General features: G+C 43.4%; 13 protein-coding genes and 1 tRNA gene. 4 read left to right on the forward strand and 10 right to left on the reverse strand.

The genetic code is table 11. The features are described 5' to 3' along the window. A partial coding sequence (locus tag Q0241_RS20580) for an ABC transporter substrate-binding protein (protein ID WP_299380960.1) occupies window positions 1-914 on the forward strand: 914 nt, incomplete at its 5' end. 59 nt (window positions 915-973) lie between these two features. On the opposite strand, the gene Q0241_RS20585 is transcribed toward Q0241_RS20580, so the two are convergent. From Q0241_RS20585 to Q0241_RS20625, 9 genes are all read right to left on the reverse strand, one after another. Then, window positions 974-1,753 carry an MBL fold metallo-hydrolase gene (locus tag Q0241_RS20585; RefSeq protein WP_299380961.1) on the reverse strand — a complete coding sequence of 260 codons (780 nt, stop codon included), beginning with the start codon at window positions 1,751-1,753 and terminating at the stop codon, window positions 974-976. Window positions 1,754-1,755: 2 nt separating this feature from the next. Then, window positions 1,756-2,544, reverse strand: a complete 789-nt coding sequence (locus Q0241_RS20590; protein ID WP_299380962.1) for a TatD family hydrolase — start codon at window positions 2,542-2,544, stop codon at window positions 1,756-1,758. Then, window positions 2,544-4,097, reverse strand: a complete 1,554-nt coding sequence (metG, locus tag Q0241_RS20595) for a methionine--tRNA ligase (RefSeq protein WP_299380963.1) — start codon at window positions 4,095-4,097, stop codon at window positions 2,544-2,546. Before metG ends, Q0241_RS20590 begins: the two co-directional genes overlap by 1 nt. Window positions 4,098-4,143: 46 nt before the next feature. Beyond that, window positions 4,144-5,259, reverse strand: a complete 1,116-nt coding sequence (locus tag Q0241_RS20600) for a DNA polymerase III subunit delta' (protein ID WP_299380964.1) — start codon at window positions 5,257-5,259, stop codon at window positions 4,144-4,146. After that, on the reverse strand, window positions 5,252-5,893 hold the full coding sequence (gene tmk, locus Q0241_RS20605) for a dTMP kinase (protein ID WP_299380965.1): 642 nt from the start codon (window positions 5,891-5,893) through the stop codon (window positions 5,252-5,254). Before tmk ends, Q0241_RS20600 begins: the two co-directional genes overlap by 8 nt. A gap of 5 nt (window positions 5,894-5,898) precedes the next feature. Then, window positions 5,899-7,044: a D-alanyl-D-alanine carboxypeptidase family protein gene (locus Q0241_RS20610; protein WP_299380966.1), complete on the reverse strand. Its 1,146-nt coding sequence runs from the start codon at window positions 7,042-7,044 to the stop codon at window positions 5,899-5,901. 128 nt (window positions 7,045-7,172) lie between these two features. Next, window positions 7,173-8,129 (reverse strand): septal ring lytic transglycosylase RlpA family protein, encoded by a 957-nt coding sequence (locus tag Q0241_RS20615; RefSeq protein ID WP_299380967.1) that lies wholly within the window; start codon window positions 8,127-8,129, stop codon window positions 7,173-7,175. A gap of 124 nt (window positions 8,130-8,253) precedes the next feature. Then, on the reverse strand, window positions 8,254-9,543 hold the full coding sequence (locus Q0241_RS20620) for a lytic murein transglycosylase (RefSeq protein WP_299380968.1): 1,290 nt from the start codon (window positions 9,541-9,543) through the stop codon (window positions 8,254-8,256). Between the two features lie 140 nt (window positions 9,544-9,683). Then, window positions 9,684-10,124, reverse strand: a complete 441-nt coding sequence (locus Q0241_RS20625; RefSeq protein WP_299380969.1) for a hypothetical protein — start codon at window positions 10,122-10,124, stop codon at window positions 9,684-9,686. Window positions 10,125-10,265: 141 nt separating this feature from the next. On the opposite strand from Q0241_RS20625, the gene Q0241_RS20630 reads away from it, so the two are divergent. The 3 genes from Q0241_RS20630 (at window position 10,266) to Q0241_RS20640 (ending at window position 11,281) form a co-directional block, all read left to right on the forward strand. Continuing rightward, window positions 10,266-10,604: a hypothetical protein gene (locus Q0241_RS20630; RefSeq protein WP_299380970.1), complete on the forward strand. Its 339-nt coding sequence runs from the start codon at window positions 10,266-10,268 to the stop codon at window positions 10,602-10,604. Between the two features lie 55 nt (window positions 10,605-10,659). Then, entirely contained in the window at window positions 10,660-11,004 is a 345-nt protein-coding gene (locus Q0241_RS20635; RefSeq protein WP_299380971.1) for a FliM/FliN family flagellar motor switch protein, read from the forward strand. 187 nt (window positions 11,005-11,191) lie between these two features. Next, window positions 11,192-11,281, forward strand: a tRNA-Ser gene (locus Q0241_RS20640). 96 nt (window positions 11,282-11,377) lie between these two features. Here Q0241_RS20640 and Q0241_RS20645 read toward each other — a convergent pair. Continuing rightward, window positions 11,378-11,920 carry an NAD(P)H-dependent oxidoreductase gene (locus tag Q0241_RS20645; protein ID WP_299380972.1) on the reverse strand — a complete coding sequence of 181 codons (543 nt, stop codon included), beginning with the start codon at window positions 11,918-11,920 and terminating at the stop codon, window positions 11,378-11,380. Between the last annotated feature and the right edge of the window lie 94 nt (window positions 11,921-12,014).

Raw genomic sequence — 12,014 nt, forward strand, 5'->3', positions numbered from 1 at the left:
ATCAAAATGGGTATTCAGTACGTCTTTGGAAGACGGTTCGTGGCTCACAATTTGCCCTTTATCCAAATTTGAATGCCCAAGATTCCGAGTGGCGCAAACTGAACCGCGACAAAAGATTTCGTCATGCCCTTTCTTTGGCAACAAACCGCTACGAACTAAATCAAGTACTTTATTACGGGCTTGGGCTTGAAGGTAACAACACAGTATTGCCAAGCAGCAGTCTTTATAAAGAAGAATACTTCAAAAAATGGGCTGAGTTTGACTTGAAAAAAGCAAATATGCTTTTGGATGAGATCGGCCTGACAGATCGAGATGAAGATGGTCTGCGTTTATTAAGCGATGGTCGTCCTATGAAGATCATTATTGAAACCGCCGGCGAAAGTAGTGAAGAAACTGATATTCTTGAATTAATCGCTGATTCCTGGTTGAAGGTCGGCGTTAAACTCTATCCTAAACCCTCTCAGAGGGAAGTTTTGCGGAACCGGATTTTTTCTGGTGAAACCAACATGTCTCTTTGGTACGGAAACCTCAATGGACTGTTGTCTCCTCACTCTTCGCCTGCAGAGCTAGTTCCGCGTCAACAGCAATCATTCCAGTGGCCTAAATGGGGACAGTATGTAGAAACAAAAGGTAATGCCGGGGAAGAGGTTGATATTATTCAAGCTCAAGAACTGAACAACCTTTATGTGCTTTGGTTCAGGGCGCAAACAACAGCTGAAAAGAAAGATATATGGGAACGTATATTGGAAATAAATAGTGAGGAAACCTATACAATCGGGTTGGTTGCTGGAATTCCTCAGCCCGTAGCACTATCCAATAAGTTAATGAACGTTCCTGAAGATGGTTTTTATAACTGGGAACCCGGTGCTCTGCTGGGTGTGTACAAGCCTGACGGGTTTTGGTTTGACGAATAGTTCTTAAATAAAAAACAGGCGATGAATAATTTCATCGTCTGTTTTTTGAATGATGTGCCCTACTTTACTTCAAACGTCAGCCCGTCATATCCAGGCTCAACACCTTCGGGGCATTTTGATTTGAGATCATCATAGTCAACTTGCTGATTCATATGAGTCAGGATTGTACGTTCAGGTTTTAAACGTTCCACCCAACTAAGAGTTTTTTCAAAATGGGCATGTGAAGGGTGTGGTTCGTAACGCAGACAATCAACAATCCAATATTTTACACCCGCCAATATTTCAAAGGCGCGTCCATCAAGATCGAAAACATCTGTTGAATAGGCAAAATCACCAAAACGGAAACCGAGAGAGTTTGTGTTACCATGATTTTGATAGAAAGGTGTAATTTCAATAGAGCCAATCTTGAAAGGACCATCGATGGTTTTGTCATCCATCATAGGCGTATAGGTACTTTCCGGATCACATGAAGATGTAAACGCATAGGCAAAGCGATTGGTGATTATTTCTCGATCTGATTCGTCCATAAAGGCTTCGATCGGGCCGCCTGCTTTATAGGCAAGATACCTCAGTTCATCTAATCCATGAACATGATCGGCGTGATCGTGTGTATAGAGGACAGCATCGATATATTCTACACCGGCATCCAAGAGCTGAACTCTCAGATCTGGGCCTGTGTCGACCAAAATAGTTGTATCCTCATGCTCGACAAGAATGGAAACTCTGCGTCGTCTGTTTTTCGGGTTTTCCGGGTCGCAATTTCCCCAATTGCCGCCGGACGCACCCGAACAAATGGGAACGCCACCGGAACCACCGCATCCTAGCATTGTAATTTTCATGATTAAGCTGCCGTCGGTCTTTGCGCTTTTGTGAAGAGACGATAGAAATTATCAGTCGTTGCCGAATGAATTTCCGATACACTTACATTTTTAACATTTGCCAAGGCTTCTGCGGTATGGCGAACAAAAGAAGGCTCATTCTTTTTGCCACGCATTGGGACCGGTGCCAAATAAGGGCTATCCGTTTCAATCAATAAACGGTCCAGTGGCGCTTCGGCAATTGTTGTCCGAATATCTTCGGCGGACTTATAAGTAATAATGCCGGATAGAGAAATATAAAAGCCCATTTCCAAGGATGCTTTTGCCAACTCAGGTCCCGCGGTAAAACAATGAATTAACGCGGGATAAACGCCTTTGTTGAATTCATCACGCATGATGGCAATGGTATCGTCATCTGCGTCACGGGTGTGAACAACAAGCGGAAGACCTGTTTCTCTGGCAGCTTCGATATGTGCCCTAAAACTTTCTTGCTGTCGATCTCTGGGGGCATGGTCATAATAATAATCAAGACCACTTTCACCCAAACCGATTACTTTTGGGTCTTTGGCTTTTTCAATCAGGATATCCGGGGATGATAGCCCTTCGGTTCCAGCTTCATGTGGATGGATGCCAACGGTACAATAAATATCATTATTTGCTTTTGCGATGCCTAAAACAGTATCGAATGTGGATAGCTTGGTTCCAATGGTAACCATGCAGCCAATTCCAACATCTCGTGCCCGAGTTAAAGCATCTTCCAGATCACCATCTTTTAAAAAATAATCAAGGTGACAATGAGAGTCGACAATCATTATGCCCCCTCTTCCTCTACATAACGTGGGAAAACGCCCTGTGGTTTGTCTATTTCAACACCCGTAGAAAGGGCTGTTTTAAGGTCTGAGAATGTACGCGCATCGGCAGGAAGACTAAGCTGATTTAGCATCTTTTCCATTGATTCTGGCATAACTGGCTGAAGAAGGATTGCGATTTGACGAATAGTCTCAGTGAGAACATATAAAACAGTTCTCATACGAGCCAAATCCGTTTTTTTCAATCCCCAAGGCGCTTGTTCATCTACATATTTATTCGCGGCTGATATAACGTTCCAAACAGATTCCAAACCACGATGGAAGCTTTGCTTATCGAAATCATTTCTGAGTTTGTCATGCAACGCAGCAACGCTATCAAGGAGTTCTTTGTCAGCATTGGTAAAATCACCGTGTTCGGGAATTCTTCCTTCGCAGTTTTTGAAAACCATCGAAAGAACACGCTGGGCCAGATTACCGATGTCGTTTGCCAAATCTCCGTTCATGCGGGAAATCATAGCTTGTTTAGAATAGTCACCATCTTTCCCAAAGGGAACTTCGCGCATCATGAAATAACGAACCTGATCAAGGCCGTATTCTTCGATAAGCGCGTTAGGATCAATCACATTGCCAACTGACTTTGAAATTTTTTGACCTTCATTGGTCCACCATCCATGTGCAAAGATACGCTTTGGGAGTGGCAAATCCGCTGCCATAAGGAAGGCAGGCCAATAGATTGCGTGAAAACGTAGGATATCTTTCCCGACCATATGAAGATCAGCAGGCCAGAATTTTTGATATTCTGCCGCCGTTTCATCCGGGTAGCCAACTGCCGTAAGATAGTTTGTTAAGGCATCGAGCCAGACATACATGATGTGATCATTATTACCAGGAACCTGAACACCCCAGTTAAATGTTGTCCGACTGACAGAAAGGTCTCTTAGACCGCCTTTGACGAAGCTGATCACTTCGTTACGGCGACTATCGGGGCCAACGAAGGATGGATCATTTTCGTAAAGAGCCAACAGTTTATCTTCGAAAGCAGAGAGTTTGAAGAAATAGGATGGTTCTTCCACCCACTCAACTTCTGCGCCTGTTGGCGCAATACGTTTCCCGTCTGCGTTTTTCGTAAGTTCTGTCTCTGTATAGAAAGCTTCATCTCGAACGGCGTACCATCCGGCATAACTGCCTAAATAAATAAACCCTTTATCTTCGAGTACCTGCCACAGTTTTTGACATGCGTTCTTGTGACGATCTTCAGTTGTTCTGATGAAGTCATCATTAGAAAAGTTACAGGCTTTTGTCAGGTCTCTGAAATTTTGGGATACTTGATCCGTAAATGTTTGTGGATCAATCCCTGCTTTTTCAGCAGAAGTTTCGACTTTCTGACCATGTTCGTCGGTCCCAGTCAGAAACTTTACATCATAACCATCTAGCCTTTTGAAACGCGCAAGAACATCGCAGGCGAGTGTGGTGTAGGCATGCCCAATATGTGGTTTATCATTCACATAGTAGATGGGCGTTGTGATATAATAGGATCCGTTATCTGATCCAGTCATAGGAAACTCCTGATCAACAGCACTTGCCGTGATACCTCGTGCTAAATCAGGCAGTCAGGTTTTGGAGTTCCGTTAAGGTTGTCACAACGACCTGCTTTTTATCCAGATTAGCACGAGTAGCACGGGCATAATTCTTCGAGCACTTCTCCCACAGGCCGAGCCATTGCGCAAGACCATGTCGTTCAATTAATGCAGAGATTAGTGTTTGCTCTTCAGGAATAACCATATCAGGCATTGCACCTTGCCCAACTGTCTTGGTCAAGCGAGCCAGCCACCAAAGGTACAACTCCATACCGGTTTTAAAGGCAAGTGGATCAGCACTCGAAAGCTTATCTGCAAAGGCATAAAGCTTAACCATATCTAGATTTGGCAGGGTAGAAAGGAGAGATATCATCTCTCGATATAGGTCAAGACCACCACTTTTCCAAAGGTCCAGCGCTTTTCCGACCGAGCCTTCGGATAATTTGGCTAACTGAACAGCATCCTCATCTGAAAGCTCTGGCACCTTATCTTTAAGTAACGCAATAACGGTATCTTCTTGCAGTGGTGCGAGCGGAAGATGACAGCATCTGGAGTGGATTGTTTGTAGAATTTGTCCGGGAAGATGAGATATTAGTAGTAATACGGTTTTTTCCGGGGGCTCTTCCAGAACTTTGAGAAGCGCATTTGCTGCGTTGGCATTCATTTCTTCAACGGCATCAACTATGACAATGCGCCAGCCACCTTCAATAGATGTCTTGTGGGAAAAGTTAACAATTTTGCGAACCTCATCGACGGGAATTGTCGTTCGCATTTTACCCTTTTCATCCGGGCTTAATTCTAGGGTGACGAGATCGCCATGCGCGCTGGCTGCAATTCTTTTCGCGACAGGATTGTCAGCACCAATATCCAATGTTGTCGGCAGGGCACTATCACCAAATAGACTATTGCTTTCGTCTTCGTTTATTTGATTCATAAGAAAGCGAGAAAAACGATACGCAAGTGTCGCTTTGCCAATGCCTTTGGGGCCAGTGAGCATCCATGCATGCGGGAGTTTACCCGAATTAAACCCCCGAAGAAGGGTTTCTTCTGCCTGAGTGTGCCCAATAAGATCTTGTGTTAATCTGGGATGATCAATGAAGTCGGGTTCAGGTTGTATTTTTTTTCGGGTTGCTTTAGCCATTGAAAGAACCCGTGAACTTATCGGTGACAGCTTTCCATATCGAATTTTCTACGTCATCGAGGGATTGTGTTGCATCAATGACGATGCAGCGACTTGGGGATTCTTTTGCGATTGATAAGAAGCCATCGCGCATACGCTCATGAAAGGATGTTTCCATGCCTTCGAAACGATTTTCACCAAGGTCATGTCCCCTTGTGCGTCCTAGTCCAACGGAAACGGGTAAATCTAGAATTAAGGTCAGGTCAGGTTGAAAATCACCTAATACCCATTCGTGCAGATCAGTAATTTTTTTTGCGCCTAATCCATGTCCTATCCCCTGATAAGCGACAGAAGAGTCCGCAAAACGATCGCAAATGACCCACTCTCCTTTTTCAAGAGTGGGTTTTATGACCTTTTCAACGTGCTCTTGTCGGGCCGCAAACATCAAAAGGGCCTCTGTCTTGGGCGTCCAGCGTGAAGCATCGCCCCGAACTAACAGGTCTCGAATAAGTTCGGCACCAGGGGTGCCGCCAGGTTCTCTTGTGCAGGTGTTGTTATAACCTGATTTCTCAAGACGTTGGGATAAGCGTTTGATTTGCGTGCTTTTTCCCGCCCCTTCTCCACCTTCTAGGGATATAAAAAAACCTTTGGACATCGGGGTTATGATTTTCCGAAAATCAAATAGTTTAGAGCAGAAACAATACGACTAAAGCCGCCTTCTCTTTCTACTGAATTTGCAGCAACAAGCGGTATTTCTACTGTATCAATCTCTGGTGCTGCAATTGTTAACGTTCCAAGCCTTTCCCCTTTTTCTATGGGGGTCTGGATCGGCCCAACATAATTAACTGTAGCAGTCATTTTGTTTTTAGCGTTCCGAGGGAGTGTTAAGAGAAGGTCTTCTTCTGGCACCAGATCAATGGTTTTTTCTTTTCCAAGCCAGACATCGGCTGTATCAACTGTCTCCCCAGCTTTAAACAGTTCAAAGTTATCAAACTCTCTAAAAGCCCAAGAAACCAAACGCGCAGATTCTTCTGCCCGTTCTTTTATACTTCCCATGCCGTTTAAAACCATAATGATACGGCGGTCACCTTGCTTGGCTGAAGCTGTTAAGCCATAGCCTGCTTCTTCCGTATGGCCGGTTTTTAGGCCATCAGACCCTAGGTTTTTATAGAGTAACGGATTTCTATTTCCTTGTGTAATGCCGGACCAGGTAAAGGATTTTTCTGAATAGACGTCATAAAATTCAGGGAAATCAGTAATGATACGATCGGCTAGAATAGCAAGATCTTTTGCTGTCATTCTTTGGCCTGGATCTGGCCACCCTGTTGCGTTGGCAAAGGTGCTATTTTCCATGCCAATTTCACGTGCCTTCGCTGTCATTTCCAGCGCAAAGTTTTCTTCCGACCCACCAAGGCCTTCAGCAACTACGATGCAGGCATCATTGCCTGACTGAACAATAATACCGCGCAAGAGATCATGAATAGAAATTTCTTTCCCGACCTCGACGAACATCTTTGATCCGCCTTTTCGCCAAGCTTTTTCACTCACGGGCAGTTTATCATCTAGCGATAGTCGTCCATCTTTCAGGCGCTCAAACACCATATATGCGGTCATGATTTTACTCATAGAAGCAGGAGGCATAGAAACTTCTGCGTCTTTATTAATCAGAACCGTTTTGGTGGTGTAATCAATCAGGTAGGCTTCTCGCGCGGAGGTCTCAATAGCAAAGGCCGATTGAGTAAGCGCAACGAGGCATGCGCCACCGAATAATATAGATTTTATTGAAGATCTAAAATTTGAATTCATTTTGTTTTGCAATGATCTGACCTGAGTGTCTTGAGGGTTTCTATGGTAGTTAATCTGTTACGAAGCTTTTGTGGAGAAAATATGACTTCCAGCCAAAATTAATTGGCTGGAATATTAATCCTGAACTATTAATCAACGACTACACGGGCATCATTGTACCCGTTGTCGTGTAATATTTTCAATAAATCGTCGGCCTCTTGCACGTTCGTCAAAGGGCCAAGGCGAACACGATAAAAAGTTCGTTCCCCCACAGCTGCATTAGCTACCTGAGCAGTCCCGAGTGGAGATAAACGAGCGCGAAGGCGATCTGCATTGTGAACCTGCAGAAAAGATCCCGCTTGGACATAGATACTAGTTGGTGCAACAGGCGTCTGGGACACGACGCCATCAGTAAAATTTCCGGTAGGCTCAATACTTGCCGTCTTAACCGGTGAAGATGTCTCACTTGTTATTGCGGGAGACGTCGCCGGAGCATCCAGAGGTTCGGCTGTTACCGTTTCAGTTGGTGCCGCGAGTGTTGTATTCTCATTTGACGCGACTTGAGGTGTGTAGTCTTTTCCCTGAGCTTGGGCGGCTAATTGACGGCTTTCTTCTTCCAGTATTTCAACTTTGACTTTAGCCGTACCTTGAAGTTCAAAGCCCAGAAGTTGGGCTGAACGGCGGGATACATCAATAATACGATTATTCGAGAATGGTCCCCGATCATTAATGCGCAACTTTATTGAACGTCCATTTCCAAGGTTTGTCACGCGTACAAGCGAAGGCATGGGTAAAGTTCTATGGGCAGCGGTAAGCGCATATTGATCATAGGTTTCGCCATTGGCGGTTTTTTTACCATCAAATCCTGGGCCGTACCATGACGCTATACCAGTTTCACTGTAATTATAGTCAACAGCAGGGTAGTACCAGAGCTTTTTGACTTGATAGGGTGAACCGACTTTATAGCGCCCAATGGTTTTGGGAGTGTCACTTCTTGTAATCGTTTTGGTGGCATGAGACGCAAGCTCAATTTCTGCACACCCGCTTAAGCCTAAACCTATAGCCGTCAGGCATGCTGCAATTTTCGGTAATTTATTTAAGCTCATTGAGACCCCCATACATATACTGGATAAGATTGTATGCTTCTATCGAAGTCTTATCAATCTTATCCAGTGTGATCCCTGTGATTAATTTATTCAATGCTTCTGTGCTCATTACGTTTTAAGGTTTTCAGGAGTTTCTGAGTTTAAGTAAAAGAGCTTCATCGGGGTATCCATCGCCGGGTAAACCAACTTTCTTTTGAAAATTACGAATACCTTCGCGTGTTTTCCTGCCAATGATACCATCGGCTTTGCCCACATCGTACCCAAGGTTACCGAGAAGCGTTTGAATTTCTTCAATTTCCGTCCTGTGTAAGGGGCGCTCTTCGACAGGTCTAGGTGAAATAAGAGGTGGTTTTCCTGCAATACGATCTGACAGATGGCCGACAGCAAGGGCATAAAGGATAGATCTATTCCAGTTCAGGATTTTGCGAAAATTATTATATACAAGAAAGGCAGGGCCTTTGTGACCGGATGGAAGGATGAGAGATGCCTCTAATTCAAGTGCAGGCAAATTATTACCCGTTATTTTTCTAACGCCGGCTTGTTCCCAGTCCAAAAGGGTTTTCTTGGTATTAAGCCCAACTAAATCCCAGTTGAAATCTTTAGGGAGCAGAACCTCTCTGCCCCAAGTATATTCATCATCCCAACCAATTTGGCCAAGGTAATTAGCTGCGGATCCAAAAACATCCGGCAGGCTGTGCCAGATATCCTTACGACCGTCGCCATTTTCGTCTACTGCATAGAGATTATACGTCGAGGGAATAAATTGAAGGTGGCCCATGGCACCAGCCCATGATCCTTGCATTTTTTCTGGTGTAATATGGCCGTCTTCTATTATGCGTAAAGCTTCAAGTAGCTGGGTTCTGAAAAAATCACTGCGCCGTGTGTCGTACGCAAGTGTAGCATCGGCAGCGATGACAGAAAATCCGCCTGTATGTTGACCAAAGTTACTTTCCAGCCCCCAGAACGCGAGCAGGAAGCGGCTTTGTACCCCATATTTTTTGCTGATGTTATCCAGTAATTCTTTGTGAGTTTTTTGAAGCTGTTGCGCTTTATTGATACGTTGAGTGTTTACGGCCCGATCTAGATAGGTCCAGAAAGTACGCGTAAATTCTGGTTGCCTTCGGTCGTATTCAATAATCTTTGGGATCGGCTCGACACCAGTAAAACTTCTGGTAAGGGTTTGCTCAGAGATCCCCTTACTTTTTGCTTCTACTTTGAATTCGTTAAGCCACTGTTCAAATGATATTTGTGTTTCAATTGGTTCCGGTGTGTTTTCAGCTGTCTGAGCTTGTACCGTTGGAATTAGGAATGAAACAGAAATAACCGTCGAAAGAAGATACCCACAGAACGTAAGTTTTGGACTGCTTTTGCATGTTTTCTGTAATTTACAGGTTCTGCGTAATGAAAAAAACAAAGTAAGCTCCGAATCGCGAAAGATGATCTCAAAGGAATTTAAGAGAACTTTATCCGAATTCAGGCAGTAAAGGCCACCTTGTTTACAATTATATTTCTATTATACCCCTCAGGTATATTTTTCTTAAATTTCTCTGGGTTTTATATTGTTTTGTGAAACACGCGACAGTTCGACGTTCCTTGTCCTTTAAACAGGTAAATTCGATCCTTTTCGGCAAGCTTTTTGGGATCATGAAGCATATTTCTTTGATACAATGCCGCGCCGTATTTTCTGCCATCAACGACGGCAATGTATTGCATCGATTTTACTTGTTTAAAACGACCCCGTCGACAGGCTTTGCTTAATTCAGGGTCTTTTGTGAAAATTTCTGATAGAGGATCTTTTGTACTGTAAATTAACCTGCTTCCCAAATAGCGTTCTTTTTTTAACTGCTGGCTTGGTAAACCCGGTTTCAACAAGGGCTTACGCGTAATGTTATTAGGGCTTAAGTAACCGTTCTGCGCGACACTATTGTGTGCAGGCAGAGCGAAAGCGGTCGAGATAATTACCGTCGCTAATACTTTCTTTGCTTTTTCCTGCATAACACTACTTTTCTGGTGTTTTTAATTTATGAAAATAAATATAACTGCTAAAAGAAAACGTAGAGTTAATATCTTGTTTTCATTTTTATGAGATCTTACTGCTTATTATATTGTTGATTTATTTAAGGATCTCGCTTGGGCATGATCAAAAATTTGTTAGATAAGCTTTTTGGAAAGAAAGAAGTGCGCCGTGAAGGTCGTGAGTTTGGGGCTTCGGGCACTGTTACCATATTCGACATTGCCTATCCTTTAGACAACTGGAGCTCTAGCGGATTTGCCATAACTGGTTATGACGGACCACTATTGCGTGGGGATCATATTACGATCAACTTTTGTTTAAAGCTGGACGGCGGCACGCTAGAATTTGATTGTAAATCCATTATTGTCAGGATTGAACCAGACAAAGAAACCCTTGCGGGGGTTTTTGTGGAGATGAATCCTGAAACCCGAATTCTTATTGCGAATTATTTTGATAGCTAAGATGCGCGAGCAAGCGTATTCTGATTACAGGTAAATTATATATAAAGGTCACTTCATGTCTGATGAAGAAGCTATGAATAACGATGACGTTGATGACATGTTCGATTCTCCGCCAGAAGAAGCAGATTCTCCGGCGGCCGCTTTGCCCGTAAATGATGAGAATGTCCCCGCGGTTCACGGGGTCGGGTTGGAAGTGTCCGCGATACTGGGCACAGCGCAAATGCCAGTAAGTCAATTGCTGAAAATGGGACGTGGTGCGGTTGTCGAGTTGGATAAATATATTGGTGATACGATTGATATCTCGATCAATGACCAGATGATCGCACGTGGTGAGGTGATGATCAAAGAAGATCGGCTGTGTGTAGAGATTATCGAGATGATAAAAAGAACTGGTGATTGACCGTACTTGAATACACTTCTGTCCAATGAAAGATTAAGGAGCTAGGCAGCTCCTTTTTTATTTTTTGGAAGAAATAACAAAAAATGTCATTTTTTCTTATCTAAGCATTTGACACTACGTTCAAATGGAGATATTTCAAAGCCCGTCCGAGAGATGATAGTAAAATATAACTCTCAGGGCGATATATGGAAGGATGGCAGAGCGGTTGAATGCACTGGTCTTGAAAACCAGCAAGGGTGCAAGCCCTTCCAGGGTTCGAATCCCTGTCCTTCCGCCATTATTTAAATAGTGAGCCGTCGATGTAAATCCGGCTCACTATTTTTTTGACTACCTTTTCTGACCGAGTAAACGTCAAAAGCTTTGGGGTTTCATTTTATTTGATGTAGAGCTTATCAAGCGCATCCAGTAATCCCTGCTTTAAAGAGGTATTGGTAAGGTGTTTACTTTCTTGATCAAAGTTATCTCGAAAGCTTGGAATTGAAAGAACAGCTTTCAAATCGGCACCAAAGAAAGGCGCTGAGTTTTCAGCTGCTTTGAGAACGCTGCCTGCGCCACCCTGCCCGGTCGAGGTTGATAAGAACAATGACGGTTTGTTTTGAAAAACTTTAACGTCTATACGTGAAGCCCAGTCAAATAGGTTTTTGTATGCGGCAGTGTAAGAGCCATTATGTTCTGCAAAAGAGATGATCAACCCATCCGAATTTTTGATCTTTTTGATAAAGTCATGAGCCTGTTTTGGATGACCAAGTTCTTCTTCTTTATCTGTGCTGAACAGAGGCATTTCATAATCATTAATATCAATCACCTCTACCTCTACGTTTTCATACTTTTTCTCGAATAGCTGTCCTGTATAGGTAACGAGTGCTTTGTTGATAGATTTGGTACTGCTGCTGGCTGCAAAAGCAAGAATTTTCATTGTATTGTCCTTCGACATTATTCTGATCTTTTTAGGTGATAGCTAAATAAAACAAAGTGTGTTGTTATATTTTTGATCACACACTTAAGATTTA

Origin of the sequence: uncultured Kiloniella sp., assembly GCF_937128705.1 — a bacterium.
GTDB lineage: Bacteria > Pseudomonadota > Alphaproteobacteria > Kiloniellales > Kiloniellaceae > Kiloniella.

Bases quoted from the DNA above. Each gene is read 5' to 3' on its own strand.
- Q0241_RS20585 (WP_299380961.1), bottom strand. From the start codon at position 1,753: ATGAAAATTACAATGCTAGGATGCGGTGGTTCCGGTGGCGTTCCCATT.
- Q0241_RS20590 (WP_299380962.1), bottom strand. From the start codon at position 2,544: ATGATTGTCGACTCTCATTGTCACCTTGATTATTTTTTAAAAGATGGT.
- metG (WP_299380963.1), bottom strand. From the start codon at position 4,097: ATGACTGGATCAGATAACGGATCCTATTATATCACAACGCCCATCTAC.
- Q0241_RS20600 (WP_299380964.1), bottom strand. From the start codon at position 5,259: ATGGCTAAAGCAACCCGAAAAAAAATACAACCTGAACCCGACTTCATT.
- tmk (WP_299380965.1), bottom strand. From the start codon at position 5,893: ATGTCCAAAGGTTTTTTTATATCCCTAGAAGGTGGAGAAGGGGCGGGA.
- Q0241_RS20610 (WP_299380966.1), bottom strand. From the start codon at position 7,044: ATGAATTCAAATTTTAGATCTTCAATAAAATCTATATTATTCGGTGGC.
- Q0241_RS20615 (WP_299380967.1), bottom strand. From the start codon at position 8,129: ATGAGCTTAAATAAATTACCGAAAATTGCAGCATGCCTGACGGCTATA.
- Q0241_RS20625 (WP_299380969.1), bottom strand. From the start codon at position 10,124: ATGCAGGAAAAAGCAAAGAAAGTATTAGCGACGGTAATTATCTCGACC.
- Q0241_RS20630 (WP_299380970.1), top strand. From the start codon at position 10,266: ATGATCAAAAATTTGTTAGATAAGCTTTTTGGAAAGAAAGAAGTGCGC.
- Q0241_RS20635 (WP_299380971.1), top strand. From the start codon at position 10,660: ATGTCTGATGAAGAAGCTATGAATAACGATGACGTTGATGACATGTTC.
- Q0241_RS20645 (WP_299380972.1), bottom strand. From the start codon at position 11,920: ATGAAAATTCTTGCTTTTGCAGCCAGCAGCAGTACCAAATCTATCAAC.